The following is an 18,684-nucleotide window of genomic DNA, read 5'->3' on the forward strand; positions in this document are numbered from 1 at the left end:
ACGCAGTCTCCTGAAGGTTACAAAATAGTGAAGTCTAGCTGATCACAGTTCCCGTCCTCCGTTAAGGGGGTCACAAAGCCGGGTAAACGCCGATCACTGTTCCCCCGGAGTCCAGGAGTTGCCATGCGCTGGGTAGTCGATCTCGCCAATTTGACCATGAACGATGTTGCCCGGGTGGGTGGCAAGAATGCCTCGCTGGGCGAGCTGCTGGGTCAGCTGGGCGCCGCCGGGGTGCGCGTGCCGGGCGGATTTGCCACGACCGCGGATGCCTATCGCGCCTTGCTGGCGAAGGACGGGCTGGACGCGCAGATCAAGGCCCGCCTGGCGGACCTCGATATCGGCGACATCGAGGCGCTGCGCGCGGCCGGGCGCGAGGTGCGGGGCTGGGTCGAGCAGGCCGACCTGCCGGCCGAGCTGGAGGAGGCGGTGCGCGAGCACTACGCGCAACTGGGCGATGACGTGCCGGTGGCGGTGCGTTCCTCGGCCACCGCCGAGGACCTGCCCGAGGCCTCGTTCGCCGGGCAGCAGGAGACCTTCCTCAACGTGCGCGGCATTGATGCCCTGCTGCAGCGGCTGCGCGAGTGCTTCGCCAGTCTCTACAACGACCGCGCCATCGCCTACCGCGTGCACAACGGCTTTGCCCATGACGAGGTCGCGCTGTCGGCCGGCATCCAGCGCATGGTGCGCTCCGACGTCGGCGCCAGTGGCGTGATCTTTACCCTGGATACCGAGAGCGGCTTCCGCGATGCGGTGTTCATCACCGGGGCCTGGGGCTTGGGCGAGACGGTCGTGCAGGGTGCCGTGAACCCCGACGAGTATCAGGTCTACAAGCCGGCGCTGGCGGCCGGAAAACGCGCCATCATTGGCCGTGCCCTGGGCACCAAGGCCGTGCGCATGGTGCTCACGGAGGACGGTACCCGCACCGAGGACACCCCGACGGACCTGCGCCACCGCTTCTGCCTCTCGGATGCCGATGCCGAGCAGCTGGGCCGCTATGCGGTTGCCATCGAGCAGCACTACGGACGGCCGATGGACATCGAATGGGCGCAGGATGGCGAGACCGGCGAGCTGTTCATCGTGCAGGCGCGGCCGGAGACGGTGGAAAGCCGGGTCGAGCTGGGTGCGGGCGAGCGCTACGAACTGGCGCCGCACGACGCCGAGCCGGTGGTGACCGGCCGTGCAATCGGCTCGAAGGTGGGGGCCGGTATCGTGCGCGTGCTGGATTCGCCGGATGCGATGCACACCATGGAAGAGGGCGACATTCTGGTCGCGGACATGACCGATCCCGACTGGGAGCCGGTAATGAAGCGCTCCGCTGCGATCGTGACCAACCGCGGCGGACGTACCTGCCACGCGGCGATCATTGCCCGCGAGATGGGCATACCGGCGGTGGTCGGTTGCGGTAACGCAACCGAGGTGCTGAGCGACGGGATGGAGGCGACGGTCTCCTGTGCGGAGGGCGACGACGGGCATGTGTACCCCGGCAGACTCGACTACGCGGTCAAGAAGACCGAGATCGGCGAACTGCCGGAGCTGCCAGTCAAGCTGATGCTGAATGTGGCCAACCCCGGGCGGGCCTACGCCTTCTCGCAGCTGCCACACGCGGGGATCGGTCTGGCGCGGCTGGAGTTCATCATCAACGGCACCATCGGCGTGCACCCGCTGGCGCTGCTGGACTATGCCGAGGACCCGAATCGCCTGGAGCCCGAGGTACAGGAGCGTATCGCCGAGCACCTGCGTGGCTTTGATGATGGCCCGCGCGAGTTCTTCGTGCGCAAGCTGTCCGAGGGTATCGCGACGCTGGCGGCGGCCTTCGCGCCGGAACCGGTGATCGTGCGCCTGTCGGACTTCAAGTCCAACGAGTACGCCCATCTGATCGGCGGTGCTGGCTACGAGCCGCACGAAGAGAACCCCATGCTCGGCTTTCGCGGGGCCTCGCGCTATCGCTCGGAGAGTTTTCGTCCGGCGTTCGCGATGGAGTGCGAGGCTTTGCGCCGGGTCCGCGACGAGATGGGCCTGGACAACGTGCAGATCATGGTCCCGTTCGTGCGCACCCTCGCCGAGGCCGAGGACGTGATCCGGGTGCTGGGCGAGGAGGGCCTGCGCCGCGGCGAACAGGGCCTGAAGATCGTGATGATGTGCGAGATCCCGTCGAATGCCCTGCTGGCGGCGCGCTTCCTCGAGCATTTCGACGGCTTCTCCATCGGGTCCAACGACCTGACCCAGCTGACCCTGGGGGTCGACCGCGACTCCGGGTTGGTGGCGGATTCCTTCGACGAACGCAACGATGCGGTGAAGGCGCTCTTGAGCATGGCGATCCGTGCTGCCCGTCGCGCCGACAAGTACGTCGGGATCTGCGGGCAGGCCCCTTCCGACTATCCGGAGCTGGCGGTCTGGCTAATGAACGAGGGCATCGATTCGCTGTCGCTGAACCCCGATTCGCTGTTGTCCACCTGGGAGCAGCTGGCCAAGGTCGGGGGGCCGGATGATGGCTGATTCCGTCGCCCAGTGCCCGCAGGTCTACCTGGTCTCGGATGGCACCGGGATCACCGCGGAGACCCTGGCGCGCTCGCTGTTCACTCAGTTTCCGGATGTCGACCCCGCCTGGCACCGCCTGCCCTTCGTGCAGACGCCCGGGCGCCTGGCCGCCGTGTTCGCCCGGGTCGAGGCCGGGCCGCAGCCCGCCCTGGTGGTGGCCACCCTGGCCAATGCCGATCTGCGGGCCGATCTTCGCCAGAGCTCGGTGCCGGTGATCGACGTCTTCGGCGAGCAGCTCGAGCGGCTGGAGAATCTGCTGGGGGCGACGGCGCAGTCGGTCTCCGGGCGCGCCCACGGCATGGGTGACGTCAGCCGCTATGACCGGCGCATCGAAGCGCTCAACTACACCCTGGCGCACGACGATGGGTTGGCCGTGCAGGACCTGTCGGTGGCCGACGTGGTGTTGCTGGGTGCCTCGCGTTCCGGCAAGACGCCGACCAGCCTCTATCTGGCCATGAACTACGGGCTGTTCGCGGCGAACTACCCGCTGGTCCCGGAGGACCTGCGCCAGGGCGACATCCCGCACATGCCGGAAGGGCTGCGCGGCCTGGGTGGGCGCCTGGTGGGGCTCACGATCACCCCGCAGCGGCTCGCGCAGATCCGCGAGGGCCGACGGCCCGACAGCCGTTATGCCAGTCTGGCCCAGTGCCGGGCCGAGTGTGCGGCGATCCAGGAGTTCCTCGACAGCTGGCAGATCCCGCATCTGGATGTGACCGAGCTGTCGATCGAGGAAATCGCGACCCGGGTGCGCGACTGCATGGATGCCCGCCGCGGCGTTTGAGCAGTGTCTCCCTGGGAGACACTGCTTCATTCGCTCGTCCGCGTTGGCGCCCACGGAGCGCGTTGCGGCTCGTTTATGTAGCTTGCCTACACCTCACTTGCCGCGCCTTGTCACCGAACAGAATCGAGTCGAGCGCGTACGGGCGACTGGATCCGCGTCTCCCTCGCTTGGCATCCCGCCGGGCTTGCCGGAGAATGGGCGCGGTTAACTCGCTGCATCGCAAGGAGTCTGCATGCCCGCCACCGGAACCGGACAAGAGATCGCCATCTTCCTCGTTGGCGTTGTCTTCGGGATTTATATCATCCTGTTGATTTTGAGGACGATCTTCGGCCTGGTGCGGGCCGATTACTACAACCCGATCTCGCAGACCATCGTGATGCTGACCGACCCGCCGTTGCGGGTGTTGCGGCCCGTGATCCCCTCGGTCGGGCGGGTGGATCTGGCCGCGATCGTGCTGATGATCGTGCTCAAGTTCATCGAAATCTGGTTGCGCGTGCTGATTGTGGGTGTGGATGTCGGGGTCGGGATTATCCTGGCCGTGGCAATCCGGGAATTGCTGACCACGGTGATCTGGGTCTTCATCATCGCGCTTATTGCCGAGGTGGTGATGAGCTGGCTTCAGGCGGGGGGCGGTTCCGCCAACAACCCCATCATGCGGCTGGCGGGAGCGGTGAACCGCCCCATCCTCGGCCCTCTGCGCCGGGCCCTGCCGAATACCGGCGCGATCGATTTTTCGCCAATGATCGCCCTGGTTGGGCTTTATATCTTGCTGATTATCGTGCGCTCTTTTTGAGGTAGATCGACGCCCGGGCGAAATGCGCGGGGCGGCCTTGCCAGTTCGGGTGCAAAACGGGCTAGACTCGGGACGAGGGGCCCCTGTGGCAATGCCGCCGCCAGGTCCCCGTTTCTCAAACGGAACAGGAGTCAGTCATGGCAAGAGTGCATCGGGTCATCACCGGCTTTCTCGTCGCATTGGCGGCGGTTGCTCTCGGAAGCTCGATCGCATCCGCCAACGAGGCGGAATTCGACAATTACGTCGTCTACTACAACGTGATCAACACCACCTTCCTGTCCCCGGAGGTCGCGCGGGCCTATGACGTGCGGCGCAGTTCCAACCGGGCCATGGTCAACATCAGCGTGATGGAGCGGGGCGACAACGGCTTGCAGGCGGTTTCCGCGGAAGTCAGTGGTTCGGCCACCAACATGAATGACCAGATGCGCAGTCTGCGCTTCCGCGAGATTCAGGACGGTGATGCCATCTATCACCTCTCCGAGGTGACGGTGCGTGGCGGGGAAACGCTCGAGTTCCAGATCGACATTACCCCGGCGGACAGCGACCGCACGCTGCCGATCCGTTTCACCCGCGACTTTTACGCCGACTGAGCCCCGCCGCGGGGCCTGCGAACGATGCCCCGCTCGTTCGGGCGGGGCATCAAAGCACCAGGCCTAGCAGCATCCATGCGCCGTACAGTGCGACCCCGCCGCCGGCGATCCGGCGGACCCAGGGGCGGCGCACGAAGGCCGCCAGGCGCGCGGCGAACACCCCCATCAGCAGCAGATTCGGCAGCGTCCCCAGGGCGAAGGCGCCCATCAGGGCGGCCCCTTCCAGCGCGCCGCCGGCACTGAGCGACCAGGCCAGCACGCTGTACACCAGGCCGCAGGGCAGCCAGCCCCACAGCCCGCCAACCATCAGCGCCTGACCGGCATGGCGCACTGGCAGGAAACGCCGGCCCAGCGGTTCGATGCGGCGCCACAGTACGCCACCGGCCTTTTCCAGACGGGCCAGGACCGGCCACCAGCCCCCGAGATAGAGCCCGAGCAGGATCAGGAAGACGGCGGCGATGCCCTGGAGGATCGCCTGCCCGGCGGGCAGGCCGCCGAGCAGGCTGGCCCCCAGCCATCCCGCCAGCGCGCCGGCGACCACGTAACTCGCCATGCGCCCGAGGTTATAGGCCAGCAGGAGATCGAGCCCGGGTCCGCGGCGGCCGTGGCCCATGGAGATCGCGCCGACGATGCCGCCGCACATCCCCAGACAGTGCACGCCACCGAGGATGCCCACGGCCAGGGCCGCCAGCAGGGTACCCGGATCACTCATCAGAAAGCGCCTCGGTCAGCGAGGGTCGGCCGCATCGCCCAGGGAAACACTGCTTCATGTATACGCTCGCGCTCGAGTCGCTTTTGCGTGCGAACAAGGCGCGGTGACCGCCGTGCAGTCATTCTGCACAAGGGAACCGCAACGCTGTGCGCGCGCAAAAGCGGCCGAGCCCCTGCATTGAATGGTTTGTGGGGTTGGCACCCCAGGTTCCCCGATACGGCGTTGCGCCGCTTGCGGGTAGAACGACTACCCGCCGCACGACGCGCCTTGTCTCGAAGAACCTGGGGTGCCAACGCGAGCGTGTACATGAATCAGTGTTTCCCTAGGACCTCGTGCTTGGTGCGGATGAAGGTCGCGTGCGGGATGTAGAGCAGGTCTGCGAGGTGCCGGATTACCGCTTCCTGGCGCTTGTTGAGGTCGCGGTTGGCCCAGGCGGCACGCCACAGGGCGCGCATGATGTCGGTCTTCTGCCCGGCATCAAAGGATGCGTTCACTTCGCGCACCATGGGGTGGATGGAGATCAGTTCGTCGCTGTCCTCCTGGGCAATCTCCAGCATCGCATCGGCGGTATCACTGTCCAGCCGGAACAGTTCGATCAGGCTGGCGCGCACGGACTCCAGTTCCTCGGCGTGCAGATCAAAGTCGGCCCGGCAGACCTCCATGATCAGCGCCGCCGCGGCGCGTTGCAGGCGCTCCTCGGGGGCGCCCTCGGGGCGGTCGCTGCGTTCGGCGCCCAGCAGGCGCTGCCAGTGGCTGCGTAGTTGTTCGATCAATTCAGGGTCTCCGTGGTCTTGCGCTGTGCGGTATGGTGCCCGAATGGAACCCGCCCGGCCCGAATCCCCCGATCTTCTCCTGCTCTCCGGCGGCATCGAGAGCAGCGCCTTGCTGGCGCAGGAGCATGCCGCCGGCCGCTCGTTGCGTGCCGTGTGGGTCGACTACGGCCAGCGTAATGCCGCGCGCGAATGGACCGCGGTGGAGCATCTGTCGGCGGTCTACGGTTGTGCCCCCATCGCGCTGGATCTCCAGTCCCTGCGCACGGCCTTCACCCGTCGCAACGACTGGGTCGGACACGTGCCGCTGCCCCAGCGCAATCTGTTGGTGCTGGCCCTGGCGGTCAACCTGGCCGAGCACCACGGCGCGGCACGCATCCTGCTGGCGCTGAACCGCGAGGATCAGGGGCATGGTCCGGGTTCGCAACCGGGGTTCGTGCAGCAGGTCTCGGAGCTGGCCGCAGGTCTGGTGTCCGGCCTGCAGGTCGAGGCCCCGCTGATCGACCGGAGCAAAGCCGAGATCATTGCCGCCACCGACCCGCTGGGGATCGACTGGCGCCACACCTGGAGCTGCCTTCTGGCACAATCGCGGCAGTGCGGGCGTTGCCCGCAGTGTCAGGCCCGGCGTGCCGCGTTCGCCGCGGCCGGCATCCCCGACCCGACCGACTACCGCGAAGCCCCCCGATGACCGATCCCGCCATTCCCCGTCATGTCTCCGAGCGTCTGGAGATCGCCATCCTTACCGGTGAGACCCTGCAGCTGAACTGGGTCGAGCCCAATTCCAGCCAGGCCTGGTGGGGCAAGGTGACCCCGCGCGAGGTGCGCGAGGCGGACGGGTGCCACTGGCTCGACGGGGAATGCGAGGGCCGTACGGTGCAGATCCGACTGGACTTGATCCGCAACCTGCCGACACCGGTCAAGTAGCAGCCGCCACGCCTCCCGGGTCGCTCAGGCCGGGCAACAGGTCCGCGAGCGATTCCAGCAGTTCGAAGTCCCCCGAGTGCATGGGCTCGCCGCGCTCGTCCGGGTAGCGCATCCCCCGCAGTTCGGCGATCCCTGCTCCGGCGGCGCTGGCCAGCGCCAGCAGGTTGTCGTCGACTAGAAGCGTACGTTCCGGAGCGTACGGTGCGACCCGCTGCAGGCGTTCCCAGAAGCTGCCGTCTTCCTTGGCGCAATCGAGGTCGTGGGCGGAGACAATGGTATCCAGGCGGTCGCCAATGCGGGTGAGCTGGTGCTTGAAGGCGTAGACCTGCGGGTGGGCGTTGGTGACCAGCACCCGCCGCCGCCCGGCCCTTTGCAGGGCACCCAGGACTTGATCGGCATGCGGTTTCAGGGCGATGTGGTGGGCCAGCTCGCGTTTCAGGCCGAGGATGTCCAGACCGGTAAAGCGGGTCCAGTGATCCACGCAGTACCACTCCAGCTTGCCGCGCACCCGCTGCATCTCGTCCTCCAGGCGGCGGCGCGCGCATTCCGGGTCATCCGGTTGGCAGCGGATGTATTCCTGCGGGATCAGTTCACGCCAGAAGCGATTGTCGAAGTGCAGATCCAGCAGCGTCCCGTCCATGTCGAACAGCACAGTGTCGATGCGATCCCAGGCGATCGCGGCGCGGGCCGCGGGCGGGCGCGGATTTTTTTCGGGGTTTTGCAGGTCCACAGCTAACGGCTACACGAAAGAGGGTGACGACGATGGCCCCCATGGTACCCCAATCGCGGTTCCTTCCCGCGCCCCTGCTCCTTGCGCTGATGGCGCTGCCGCTGGCCGTGCAGGGAATGGACCCCGGCGACTCGGACTACGACCCGCTGGAGGACGACAGCCTGTGGGGCGAGACGGTCTCCCCGGACCAGACCCAGACCACCAGTCCGGAGCTGACCTTCCTGCTGGAGGAGCCGGACCGGACTCCGCATCACCACCAGAACCAGATCCGCATCACGCAGTCCTCGCTGGAGGATGGCTGGGCCGATCTGCGCCAGTGTCACAATGATGTGGCGGCCATTCGGCGCATGGTCATTGTGTACAATGAAGCCAGAATCGACGAGCTCCAGGTCGAGTCCACCCGCAATATCGAATCCGCGCGTGCCGAGGGCGATCGCGTGGACCTGCGCGGGGTGCAGCGGGACGCCGAGGTCTGCGTGACCGCGCGCATGAAGATCGTCGAAGACGAGGGGGACGGCGTCTATCGCCTGGAGAACGGCCCGTTCGTGCGCCGCTTCCTGGATGGCTACTTCCCGATGCGCGTCACCATGGCCGTGAGCTGGGGCGATCTTGACCTGCGTCTGGCGGAGACCGATCCGGCCGACCAGGAGGGGTTCGAGGTGGTCACCTCCGATCATGGCTTCATGTTCGACACCTTGTTCGAGGGCGAACTGCGTACCCTGGTGCGGCTACGCAACAGCCATTAGGGAAACGCTGACGCATTTACCCGCTCGCGCTTGACGTGTTTGCGTGCAACCAAGGTGCGGCGCTGCCGTGCAGTCCCTGTGCGGCAGAGGTGAGCCGCGGCGCCGTGCGCGCGAAAAGGCGGCGGACCCCCTAAGGTGCCAACGCGAGCGTGTACATTAAGCAGCGTTTTCCTACATGTCTCCCGGAGGGCGCATGAGCCGAGACAAGCCGGATGTCCAGGGGCGGCGTACGGTCGCCAGCAGCCGCCTGTTCGAGGTGGAGGAGCTGGATCTCGAATTCAGCAATGGTGCGCGCACCTGCTTCGAGCGTCTGGTCAGTCGCGGCCATGGGGCGGTGATCATCGCCCCGGTGCAGACCGACCGGACCGTCCTGTTGATCCGCGAGTATGCCGCCGGCACCCACCGCTACGAGCTGGGTCTGCCCAAGGGGCGGATGGAGGCGGGCGAGGACATCCTGACTGCCGCCAACCGCGAGATCATGGAGGAGGTTGGCCACGCCGGGCATCGCCTGACCCACCTGGGCGCGCTGACCGTGGCACCCGGCTACATGGCCCACCAGACCCATCTGGTGCTGGCCGAGGACCTGTATCCGCAGGCCGCGGAAGGCGACGAGCCGGAGGCGCTCGAGGTGGTCCCCTGGTCGCTGGACCGGCTGACCGAGCTGGTCGCCCGGGAAGATCTGACCGAGGCGCGCTCCATCGCCGCGCTGTACATGGTGCGCGATTACCTCGACGCCTGAGCGCAACCCTGCCAAGCTAGGCGGAACGTTTCGGGAAAACGGGAGTTCCCCATGCATGCTCCGCCGAAGGATTCGGCTCTTACTGCCCTGATGCACGAGGTGGCTGCGCTGGCCGACCAGGCCGGCCACGCGATCCTCGAACTCTACGAGACGCGCTTTGCGGTCACCGAAAAGGCCGATCATTCGCCGCTCACCGAGGCCGATCTGGCTGCCCACCGGATCCTTGCCCATGGGCTGGCCGACATCGACCCCGACTGGCCCGTGTTGTCGGAGGAGGGGCAGGACGTGCCCTTCGAGCGCCGTCGCCAGTGGCAGACCTACTGGTTGATTGATCCCCTCGACGGCACCCGCGAGTTCGTCAAGCGCAGCGGCGAATTTACCGTGAACGTGGCCCTGATCCACGACCACGAGCCGGTGCTGGGCGTCGTCTGGTGCCCGGTGCTCAAGCGCCTGTACGCCGGTCATCGCGATGGCGTGGCCATTCGCCGTGACGAGGATCAGCCCCCGTGGGAAATCGCAGTGGCGCGCGACCGTATTGGCACCGATCACCCATTGGTGGCGGGCAGCCGTTCGCACGGGGCGGAGCGACTCAAGGTCGCGCTGGACCGTCTGGGGCCCCACGACCTGGTCAGCATGGGCAGCTCGATGAAGCTGTGCCTGGTGGCCGAGGGAGCTGCCGACATCTATCCGCGTCTGGGGCCCACCAGCGAGTGGGATACCGGCGCGGCGCACGCCGTGGTCCGGGCCGCAGGCGGACGGGTGACGGATCTCCACGGGCAGGAGCTGCGTTACAACACGCGCGAAAGCCTGCTGAACCCCGAATTCCTGGTGTGCGCGGGCAACCCCGACGGCTGGTTGCGCCGCCTGGGGCTTCCCGACGCCTGAGTCCCCCGCTCCGCGTCAGGCGGCGCCGTTGGTCCGCGACGGGGCCACCGGCTCCGGCGTGATATCCCAGATCTGGTCGGCGTAGTCGCGCACCGTGCGGTCGATGGAGAAGTACCCCATGCGCGCGACATTCAGGATGGCTGCCTCGGCCCATGCGGTACGGTCGGCGTACAGGGCATCCGCCCGGTCGCAGGCCGCGGCGTAGGCTGGATAGTCGGCGATCACGAAGAACGGGTCCTCGTGGCGCAGGTAGCGCCCAAGGTCGCCATGGGTCCCCGGGTCGTCGCAGGTAAAGAACCCCGATTCGATCATCTCCACCGCGGCGGCCAGGTTGGGCTGCTGCGCCAGGATGGCCTCGGGGCTCGGGCCGTTGCGGCGATGCTCGACCACCTCGTCGGCAGTCATGCCGAAGATGAAGATAGACTCCTCGCCCACCGCGTCGCGGATCTCGATGTTGGCGCCGTCCAGCGTGCCGATGGTCAGGGCGCCGTTCAGTGCCAGTTTCATGTTGCCGGTGCCGGAGGCCTCGAAGCCGGCGGTGGAAATCTGTTCGGAGACATCGGCCGCCGGGATGATGATGCTGGCGGAACTGACCTCGTAGTTGGGGAAGAACACGCACTTCAGGCGGTCGCCCACGGCCGGATCGTGGTTCACGATGTCGGCCACCTCGTTGATCACCTGGATGATGCCCTTGGCGCGGGCATAGCCGGGTGCGGCCTTGCCGCCGAACAGGACCACGCGCGGCGGGACGTCCTCGCCGGCGCGGATGCGCTGGTAGAGATCCACCACGTGCAGGAGTTTCAGCAGCTGGCGCTTGTATTCGTGGATGCGCTTGATCTGCACGTCGAACATCACGTCCGGGTTCAACTCCACGCCGGTGCGTTCGCGGACCAGGTCGGTCAGGCGCTGCTTGTTGGCGCGCTTCACGTCCATGAACGCCTTTTGCAGTTCGGGATCCTGGGCGTAGGGCTCCAGCGCGCGCAGACGGTCCAGGTTGTACTGCCAGTCGTTGCCGATGCGCTGGCCCAGCAGTTCGGTGAGCGCGGGGTTGGACTGGATCATCCACAGGCGCGGGGTCACGCCGTTGGTGACATTGACGAAGCGTTCCGGCCACAGGGCGTAGAAGTCCTCGAACAGGGTCTCCTGCAACAGCTGGGTATGCAGCGCGGCCACGCCGTTGACGTGGTGCGAGCCGACCACGGCCAGGTGGGCCATGCGCACGCGGCGGCCATGGTCCTCGTCGATGATGGACAGCCGGGTCAGGCGGTCGTTGTCCCCGGGATAGCGGTGACGGACCTCTTCCAGGAAATCCTGGTTGATACGGTAGATGATCCCCATGTGCCGTGGCAGAACGCGCTCCATCAACTCCACCTGCCAGGTCTCGAGGGCCTCGGGCATCAGGGTGTGGTTGGTGTAGGCGAAGGTGCGCCGGCTCAGGTCCCAGGCATGGTCCCAGGACTGTTCATGGTGGTCCACCAGCAGGCGCATCAGTTCCGCCACGGCGATCGCCGGGTGGGTGTCGTTGAGCTGGATCGCAATCTTGTCGGGCACTTCATCGAGGCTGTAGCCGAGTGCCAGATGGCGCTCCAGGATGTCCTGCAGCGAAGCGGAGACGAAGAAATACTCCTGTTTCAGCCGCAGTTCCTTGCCGACCGCCGTGGTGTCGTTGGGGTACAGAACCATCGAGATGGTCTCCGACTCGGCCTTGTCCGAGACGGCGCGGATGTAATCGCCCTCGTTGAAGTAGCGCAGGTCGAAGTCGCGGGTGGCCTTGGCCGCCCACAGCCGCAGATTGTTCACGTTGCGCCGGCCGTAGCCCGCCGTCGGGTAGTCGTAGGCCATGGCCAGGACTTCCTCGCCGTCCTCCCAGGTGTAACGGGTGGAGCCGTCGGGGTCATGATGCTCGACCACGTAGCCGTAGAAGTGGATCGGGAATTTGCGATCCGAGCGCGGGAATTCCCAGGGGTTGCCGTAGCGCAGCCAGTTGTCCGGGTGCTCGACCTGTTGGTAGGGCTCGAACTCCTGCCGGAACATCCCGAATTCATAGCGGATGCCGTAGCCGTAGCCGGGGTAGCCCTGGGTCGCGAGCGACTCGAGGATGCAGGCGGCCAGGCGCCCGAGGCCGCCATTGCCGAGGGCGGCGTCGTCTTCCAGGTCGAGGATGGTATCCAGGTCCACGCCGAGGTCCGCCATCGCCTGGCGTGCCGGCTCGAGGATGCCCATGTTGCGCAGGTTGGCCTCGAGCATGCGCCCGATCAGGTATTCCAGCGACAGGTAGTAGACGCGCTTGACGTCCTCGTCGGCGAATTGCCGGCGGGTCAACAGGCGCCGCTCCACCATGCGTTCACGGATGGCGAAGGCGAGTGCTTCCATCCAGTCGCGTTCGGTGGCTTCGCGCGGGTCTTCCCCCACCACGCGGACCACGGCATCGCGGATCGATTGCCGCAGGCCCTCCGCGTCGTTGGGGAGGTTGGGCAGGTGCGTGACTTCGGGGGCGGCCATCGGGTGGTTCTCCAGGAGGGGGTAGACGCGCCGTTGCCCGGGGTTATCCCTCCCGGGCGACGGCGCGATAGCCGATATCTGTTCGGCAGTATATATCGTCGAAATGAATCTGTTGTACGGCTGCGTAGGCCTTTTTCTGCGCGGCCTTCACGTCCTCGCCGAGGCCGACCACGCACAGCACACGGCCCCCGGCGGTGACGATCGTTCCGTCTTCGCCCTGTGCGGTCCCGGCGTGGAACACGTGGGCATTGGGATCGCGTTCCACGGCCTCCAGGCCGGTGATGGCGTCGCCCTTGCGGTAGGTTCCGGGGTAACCGCCGGCGGCTAGGACCACGCCCAGCGCCACGCGCGCATCCCACTCGGCCCGGACCTGGTCCAGGCGGCCTTCCAGCGCGGCCTCGACCAGTTCGCCGAGGTCGGAATCCAGGCGGCTCAGGATCGGCTGGGTCTCGGGGTCGCCGAAGCGGCAGTTGAACTCCAGCACCTTCGGGTTGCCTGCGGCGTCGACCATCACGCCGGCATAGAGAAAGCCGGTGTAGCGTTCGCCATCGGCGGCCATGCCCTGCACGGTCGGCTCGATAACCTCGCGCAGGATGCGCTCGTGCAGGGCATTTGTCACCACCGGGGCGGGCGAGTAGGCCCCCATCCCGCCGGTGTTGGGGCCCCGGTCGCCGTTGTCGCGCGCCTTGTGGTCCTGCGAGGAGGCCAGCGGCAGGACATGCTCGCCATCCACCATGCAGATAAAGCTGGCCTCCTCGCCGCGCAGGAATTCCTCGATGACCACCCGGTTCCCGGCCTCGCCAAAGGCATTGCCGGCCAGCATGTCGTGAACGGCGGCGCGCGCCTCGTCTTCGGTCTGCGCCAGGATGACGCCCTTGCCAGCGGCCAGGCCGTCGGCCTTGACCACGATGGGTGCGCCGTGGGTAGCGATGAACTCAAGCGCCGCGGTCTCGTCCTCGAAGCTGCCGTAGGCGGCGGTCGGGATGCCGTGGCGTTGCATGAAGTCCTTGGCGAAGCTCTTCGAGCCCTCCAGCTGCGCCGCCTTCGCGGTGGGGCCGAAGCAGCGCCGGCCGGCGGCGCGGAACGCATCCACTACACCGGCGACTAGCGGGGCCTCCGGGCCGACGACCGTAAAGGCCACTGCCTCGCGCTCGGCCAGGGCCAGTAGCGCGTCGATGTCGGTGACGCCGATCTCGACGTTCTCGCATTTTGCCTCGCGCGCGGTCCCGGCGTTCCCGGGGGCCACCAGGACGCGCTCGATGCGCGGGGACTGCGCCAGCTTCCACGCCAGGGCGTGTTCGCGTCCGCCGTTGCCGATTACCAGTACGTTCATGAGAGGCCCCGGATCAGTGACGGAAGTGGCGCATGCCGGTGAACAGCATGGCGATGTCGTGCTCGTTGGCCGCGTCGATCACCTCCTGGTCGCGCATCGAGCCGCCGGGCTGGATCACCGCGGTGATGCCGGCCTCGGCCGCCGCGTCGATACCGTCGCGGAACGGGAAGAAGGCGTCCGAGGCCATGACCGAGCCGGCCACCTGCAGGCCCTCGTCGGCGGCCTTGATGCCGGCGATGCGCGCGGAATACACCCGGCTCATCTGCCCGGCACCGACCCCGATGGTCTGTTCGTCGCGGGCGTAGACGATCGCGTTGGACTTCACGTACTTGCCCACCTGCCAGGCGAAGCAGAGGTCCTTCATCTCCTGTTCCGAGGGCGCGCGCGCGGTCACGGTCTTCAGCTCCACATCGGCCAGGCTGCCGCGATCGGCATCCTGTACCAGGAGCCCGCCGCCGATGCGCTTGTAGTCGAGGCCGGGGCCGACACCCGCCGGCGGGATTTCGAGCACGCGGACATTCTTCTTGGTGGCCAGGGCGCGCAGCGCGCCCGGGGTGACCTCGGGGGCGATGACCACCTCGACGAACTGACGGCTGACGATCGCATGCGCGGTATCGCCGTCCAGCGGCCGGTTGAAGGCGATGATGCCGCCGAAGGCCGAGGTCGGGTCGGTCTGGAAGGCGCGTTCGTAGCCCATCAGCTGGGTCGGGGCGACGGCCACGCCGCAGGGGTTGGCGTGCTTGACGATCACGCAGGCCCCGGCCTCGAACTGGCGCACGCATTCCCAGGCGGCATCGGCGTCGGCCAGGTTGTTGTAAGAGAGTGCCTTGCCCTGGTGCTGGCGGTAGCTGGCCAGGGTGCCGGGTGCAGGCTGTGGATCACGATAGAACGCGGCGCGCTGGTGCGGATTCTCGCCGTAGCGCAGGGTCTCGACGCGTTCGAAGGTGGCGTTCAGCTGTCCCGGGAACGGAGCCGCTTCGCCATCCTCGTCGAGGGCCGAGAGGTAGTTGCTGATCGCGGCATCGTAGCGCGCTACGTGATCGAAAGCCGCGACCGCCAGGCGGAAGCGCAGCGACTGCGGCACCTCGCCGTGGTCGCCGATGGCCGCGGCGATCTCGCTGTACTGGTCGGGGCTGGTGGCCACGGCCACGTCGCGGTAGTTCTTGGCCGCGGCGCGCAGCATCGCCGGGCCGCCAATGTCGATGTTCTCGATGGCGTCTTCCAGGCTGCAGCCGGGACGGGCCACCGTCGCCTCGAAGGGGTAGAGGTTCACCACCAGCAGGTCGATCGGCGGGATGTCCTGCTCGGCCATCACCGCGGAGTCGATGTCGCGCCGGCCGAGCAGCCCGCCGTGGATGCGCGGGTGCAAGGTCTTGACTCGGCCATCCATGATCTCGGGGAAGCCCGTGTGCGCGGAAACCTCGATTACCGGAAGGTTGTTTTCGGCCAGCAGGCGGGCGGTCCCGCCGGTGGACAGAAGCTCGACGCCGCGTTCATGCAGGGCGCGGGCGAGCTCCACGACGCCGGTCTTCTCGGAGACCGACAAAAGGGCGCGCTGGATAGGGCGGCTGGGGGTCATGCGGGGCCTCGGGATCGCTGCAAAACGACCATTATATCGAACGCGCGGCCCGGATGGATCGGCATTCGGAGTCGCGAAGCCGAGGTCGCCAGACGGGCCCTCAGCTTGTAATTTTTGCGCAAAACCTTCAGGGTATAAAAACGATTTCGGACACAACGCCCGCGTTCAGACGCATCGCGCGGCGCCGTAAACGATCCCCGAGCCAGGCGGGATGGGCCCGCCAGACCACGGCTCGGCATCCGGGTACCGATTGCCCTCCGGATGTGCAGGAAGAACCGGCCAGGCCGGTGTCGGGTGCTGCGAACAACGCACCCGGCGCATTGATACCCGAACACCGGGCGGCACCCGCCTGGCTCGATCGGGCTGCTGGCGAGACCGCCGTGTGATGCGGAGGTCGCGGTTTACTGCGTTTGCGGGGTGTTGTGCCGACGGATCGGCCCAGAGGCCGGTCCAGTCACGCTTACAACAGCAGCAAAGCCAAGAGGAACCAGCATGGCAGCGAATATCAAGAATGATCAGGACTTCGGCGAGAAGCCGACCGAACGTCGCGATACCGAGAATTATCTCAACGAGTACACCACCGGCTTCGTCGACAAGTGGGATGACCTGATCGACTGGGACAACCGCGCCAAGAGCGAAGGCACCTTCTTCATCGAAGAACTGAAGAAGCGCGGCGCCAAGCGCGTGCTCGACGTCGCCGCCGGCACCGGCTTCCATTCCGTGCAGTTGCGTGAAGCGGGCTTTGACGTGGTGACCGCCGACGGCGCCCCCGAGATGCTCGTCAAGGCCTTCGAGAATGGTCGCAAGCGGGGTCACATCCTGCGCACGGTGCAGGCCGACTGGCGCATGCTGAATCGCGATATCTACGGCCGCTACGACGCCGTCGTCTGCCTGGGCAACTCGTTTACCCACCTGTTCAATGAACACGACCGCCGCAAGGCCCTGGCCGAGTTCTACTCCGCCCTGAACCACGATGGCGTGCTGATCCTCGACCAGCGCAACTACGACACCATCATGGACCACGGTTACTCGTCCAAGCACACCTACTACTACTGCGGCGACAACGTCCAGGTGCAGCCGGCCCACGTTGACGAAGGCCTGGCGCGCTTCCAGTACAAGTTCCCGGATGGTTCCGAGTACTTCCTGAACATGTTCCCGCTGCGCAAGGCCTATGTCCGCCGCCTGATGCGCGAGGTCGGTTTCCAGAAGATCGAGACCTACGGGGACTTCCAGGAGACCTATCGCGAGAGTGATCCGGACTTCTTCATCCACGTGGCCGACAAGCGTTATATCGAGGGCGAGGAACGATGAGCGAGAACTACTCCGACGTAGTCGAAACCGCTCGCGACTACTACAACAGCGAGGACGCCGACACCTTCTACAAGATGGTGTGGGGCGGTGAAGACCTCCATATCGGGCTGTACGAGTACAAGGACGAGCCGATCGGCGACGCCAGCCGTCGCACGGTCGCGCACATGTCCGACCTCCTGGGCGAGCCGCAGCCGGAATGGCGCGTGCTCGACATGGGCGCCGGCTACGGCGGTGTCGCCCGCTACCTGGTGGAAAACTACGGTTGCGACGTCACCGCGCTGAACCTGTCCGAGAAGGAAAACGAGCGCGATCGCGAGATCAACAAGGCGCGCCACCTCGACGACAAGATCACCGTGGTCGATGGCTCCTTCGAGAAGGTCGACGAGCCGGACGCGTCCTATGACGTTGTCTGGTCCGAGGACTCCTTCCTGCACAGCCAGAACGAGGCAAAGAAAAAGGTGATCCAGGAGGCCGCGCGCGTCCTGAAGCCGGGTGGCTGGCTGATCTTCACCGATCCGATGCAGACCGACGATTGCCCGGATGGCGTGCTGGACCCGATTCTGGCCCGTATCCACCTGGATTCGCTGGCGAGCCCGGCGCTGTACCGCGAGGCGGCCAAGGCGGCCGGCCTGGAAGAGGTCAGCTTCGAGGAACACTCCAGCCAGATCTCGACCCATTACGGTCGCGTGAAGCAGGAGCTCGAGTCCCGCGAGGACGAGTTGAAGAACTACATCTCGCAGGACTACATCGACCGCATGAAGCAGGGCCTGCAGCACTGGGTCGATGGCGGCAACTCGGGCTACCTGACCTGGGGCATCTTCCGCTTCCGCAAGCCGGCCCGCTAGGCCGCGCGCGAGGGGTGGCTGGCCGCCGTCAGGCGGGCAGCCGCCTCCAGACCCCGTCCATGCGGCCTTCGAGCGGCTGGAACCGGGTCTTGTATTCCATCTTCGGCGCCTGGTCGATCCAGTAGCCGAGGTAGACATGGGGCAGACCCAGGCGGTGCGCATGCGCCACTTGGGTCAGGATTGCGAGGGTGCCCAGGCCGCGGCGCGGCTGATCCGGATCGAAGAAGCTGTACATCGCCGACAACCCCTGGGGGGTGCGATCGGTGACGGCTACCGCGAGCAGCGTGTCGGCCTGGCGGAATTCGATCAGATCCACTGGGCCGTTGCGGTGGGCGAGCATTCCCGCGTATTCCTCGCGTCCCATCTGTTCCATGCCACCGCCCGTGTGACGGGCGGTCTGGTAGCGCGAGAACAGCGGCATGTGCTCGTCGAGATCGGCGGCGGGCGATGTCCCGGGCTGTTCCGGCGGCCGGCGGATCGTCACCGCGAGATCGCGGTTGCGATCCAGGCAGCGGCGCTGGCTCCGGTTCGGGCGGAAGGCTGCAACCGGGATGCGTACGGGCACGCAGGCCGCGCACTCGGGGCAGTGATGCCGATAAACAAACTGACCGCTGCGGCGAAAGCCCTCGGCCAGTAGCTGGCCGAAGCGCGCGCCGCCCAGGCTGACCGCGGGGTCGACCAGCAAACTCTGCATCTCGCGGTCGTCCAGATAGGGGCAGGCCTGCGGGGCAGTAATGAACCAGCGGATCGGATGTTCCTGCATGGCGCTATCGTGACAGCTCTGTTCACGGGCGCAACCAGGCCGCATCCGGGGCTGCGACGCAATTTGAAAGAGCCTGCCACCAGGGTGGGCTCCACGCACGGGATGGAACCCCGGCGTGTACACTTATCCCATTCGAAACCAAT

At 66.5% G+C, this 18,684-nt stretch carries 18 protein-coding genes; 11 read left to right on the forward strand and 7 right to left on the reverse strand.

The features are described 5' to 3' along the window. The first annotated feature begins 123 nt into the window (after positions 1-123). The 4 genes from ppsA to D573_RS0109725 all read left to right on the forward strand — a co-directional run bounded on the left by ppsA (position 124) and on the right by D573_RS0109725 (position 4,702). Positions 124-2,496 carry a phosphoenolpyruvate synthase gene (gene ppsA, locus D573_RS0109710; protein ID WP_018938319.1) on the forward strand — a complete coding sequence of 791 codons (2,373 nt, stop codon included), beginning with the start codon at positions 124-126 and terminating at the stop codon, positions 2,494-2,496. After that, positions 2,489-3,319, forward strand: coding sequence for a pyruvate, water dikinase regulatory protein (locus tag D573_RS0109715; RefSeq protein WP_018938318.1), 831 nt, complete (start codon positions 2,489-2,491; stop codon positions 3,317-3,319). The genes ppsA and D573_RS0109715 overlap by 8 nt, the downstream gene beginning before the upstream one ends. Positions 3,320-3,551: 232 nt before the next feature. Beyond that, entirely contained in the window at positions 3,552-4,112 is a 561-nt protein-coding gene (locus D573_RS0109720; protein WP_018938317.1) for a YggT family protein, read from the forward strand. Positions 4,113-4,249: 137 nt separating this feature from the next. Beyond that, entirely contained in the window at positions 4,250-4,702 is a 453-nt protein-coding gene (locus D573_RS0109725; protein ID WP_018144745.1) for a DUF4426 domain-containing protein, read from the forward strand. Between the two features lie 49 nt (positions 4,703-4,751). Here the strand turns inward: D573_RS0109725 and D573_RS0109730 are convergent, their stop codons facing one another. Together D573_RS0109730 and D573_RS0109735 are read right to left on the reverse strand one after the other, a co-directional pair. After that, the gene (locus D573_RS0109730) at positions 4,752-5,414 is read right to left on the reverse strand and encodes a sulfite exporter TauE/SafE family protein (RefSeq protein ID WP_018938316.1); all 663 of its coding nucleotides are present in this window, start codon (positions 5,412-5,414) and stop codon (positions 4,752-4,754) included. A 311-nt stretch (positions 5,415-5,725) separates the two neighbouring features. After that, on the reverse strand, positions 5,726-6,187 hold the full coding sequence (locus tag D573_RS0109735; protein WP_018938315.1) for a TerB family tellurite resistance protein: 462 nt from the start codon (positions 6,185-6,187) through the stop codon (positions 5,726-5,728). A gap of 43 nt (positions 6,188-6,230) precedes the next feature. Here D573_RS0109735 and D573_RS0109740 point away from each other — a divergent pair, with 43 nt between their 5' ends. Beyond that, complete coding sequence (locus tag D573_RS0109740) at positions 6,231-6,872, forward strand: 7-cyano-7-deazaguanine synthase (protein ID WP_018938314.1); 642 nt, start codon at positions 6,231-6,233, stop codon at positions 6,870-6,872. Then, complete coding sequence (locus D573_RS0109745; RefSeq protein WP_018144741.1) at positions 6,869-7,108, forward strand: hypothetical protein; 240 nt, start codon at positions 6,869-6,871, stop codon at positions 7,106-7,108. The genes D573_RS0109740 and D573_RS0109745 overlap by 4 nt, the downstream gene beginning before the upstream one ends. Here the strand turns inward: D573_RS0109745 and D573_RS0109750 are convergent. Beyond that, positions 7,101-7,838, reverse strand: a complete 738-nt coding sequence (locus tag D573_RS0109750; protein WP_018938313.1) for an HAD family hydrolase — start codon at positions 7,836-7,838, stop codon at positions 7,101-7,103. The two genes, D573_RS0109745 and D573_RS0109750, sit on opposite strands and share 8 nt — an antisense overlap. Before the next feature lie 41 nt (positions 7,839-7,879). On the opposite strand from D573_RS0109750, the gene D573_RS0109755 reads away from it, so the two are divergent. From D573_RS0109755 to cysQ, 3 genes are all read left to right on the forward strand, one after another. Beyond that, positions 7,880-8,584, forward strand: a complete 705-nt coding sequence (locus D573_RS0109755; protein ID WP_018939197.1) for a hypothetical protein — start codon at positions 7,880-7,882, stop codon at positions 8,582-8,584. 193 nt (positions 8,585-8,777) lie between these two features. After that, positions 8,778-9,323 carry an ADP compounds hydrolase NudE gene (gene nudE, locus D573_RS0109760; protein WP_018144738.1) on the forward strand — a complete coding sequence of 182 codons (546 nt, stop codon included), beginning with the start codon at positions 8,778-8,780 and terminating at the stop codon, positions 9,321-9,323. Positions 9,324-9,374: 51 nt separating this feature from the next. After that, positions 9,375-10,208 (forward strand): 3'(2'),5'-bisphosphate nucleotidase CysQ, encoded by an 834-nt coding sequence (gene cysQ, locus D573_RS0109765; protein ID WP_018938311.1) that lies wholly within the window; start codon positions 9,375-9,377, stop codon positions 10,206-10,208. 15 nt (positions 10,209-10,223) lie between these two features. Here the strand turns inward: cysQ and D573_RS0109770 are convergent, their stop codons facing one another. From D573_RS0109770 to purH, 3 genes are read right to left on the reverse strand one after another with little or no spacing between them, the layout of a single operon-like run. After that, positions 10,224-12,710, reverse strand: coding sequence for a glycogen/starch/alpha-glucan phosphorylase (locus tag D573_RS0109770; RefSeq protein ID WP_018938310.1), 2,487 nt, complete (start codon positions 12,708-12,710; stop codon positions 10,224-10,226). A 43-nt stretch (positions 12,711-12,753) separates the two neighbouring features. Beyond that, positions 12,754-14,043, reverse strand: a complete 1,290-nt coding sequence (gene purD / locus D573_RS0109775; protein ID WP_018938309.1) for a phosphoribosylamine--glycine ligase — start codon at positions 14,041-14,043, stop codon at positions 12,754-12,756. A gap of 13 nt (positions 14,044-14,056) precedes the next feature. Further along, positions 14,057-15,622: a bifunctional phosphoribosylaminoimidazolecarboxamide formyltransferase/IMP cyclohydrolase gene (gene purH / locus D573_RS0109780; protein WP_018938308.1), complete on the reverse strand. Its 1,566-nt coding sequence runs from the start codon at positions 15,620-15,622 to the stop codon at positions 14,057-14,059. 492 nt (positions 15,623-16,114) lie between these two features. On the opposite strand from purH, the gene D573_RS0109785 reads away from it, so the two are divergent. Together D573_RS0109785 and D573_RS0109790 are read left to right on the forward strand one after the other, a co-directional pair. Next, positions 16,115-16,933 carry a class I SAM-dependent methyltransferase gene (locus D573_RS0109785; protein ID WP_018169217.1) on the forward strand — a complete coding sequence of 273 codons (819 nt, stop codon included), beginning with the start codon at positions 16,115-16,117 and terminating at the stop codon, positions 16,931-16,933. After that, on the forward strand, positions 16,930-17,778 hold the full coding sequence (locus tag D573_RS0109790) for a methyltransferase domain-containing protein (protein ID WP_018938307.1): 849 nt from the start codon (positions 16,930-16,932) through the stop codon (positions 17,776-17,778). Before D573_RS0109785 ends, D573_RS0109790 begins: the two co-directional genes overlap by 4 nt. 28 nt (positions 17,779-17,806) lie before the next feature. On the opposite strand, the gene D573_RS0109795 is transcribed toward D573_RS0109790, so the two are convergent. Further along, the gene (locus D573_RS0109795) at positions 17,807-18,541 is read right to left on the reverse strand and encodes an arginyltransferase (RefSeq protein ID WP_018938306.1); all 735 of its coding nucleotides are present in this window, start codon (positions 18,539-18,541) and stop codon (positions 17,807-17,809) included. Between the last annotated feature and the right edge of the window lie 143 nt (positions 18,542-18,684).

It is taken from the genome of Thioalkalivibrio sp. AKL9 (genome assembly GCF_000377825.1).
Lineage (GTDB): Bacteria > Pseudomonadota > Gammaproteobacteria > Ectothiorhodospirales > Ectothiorhodospiraceae > Thioalkalivibrio > Thioalkalivibrio versutus.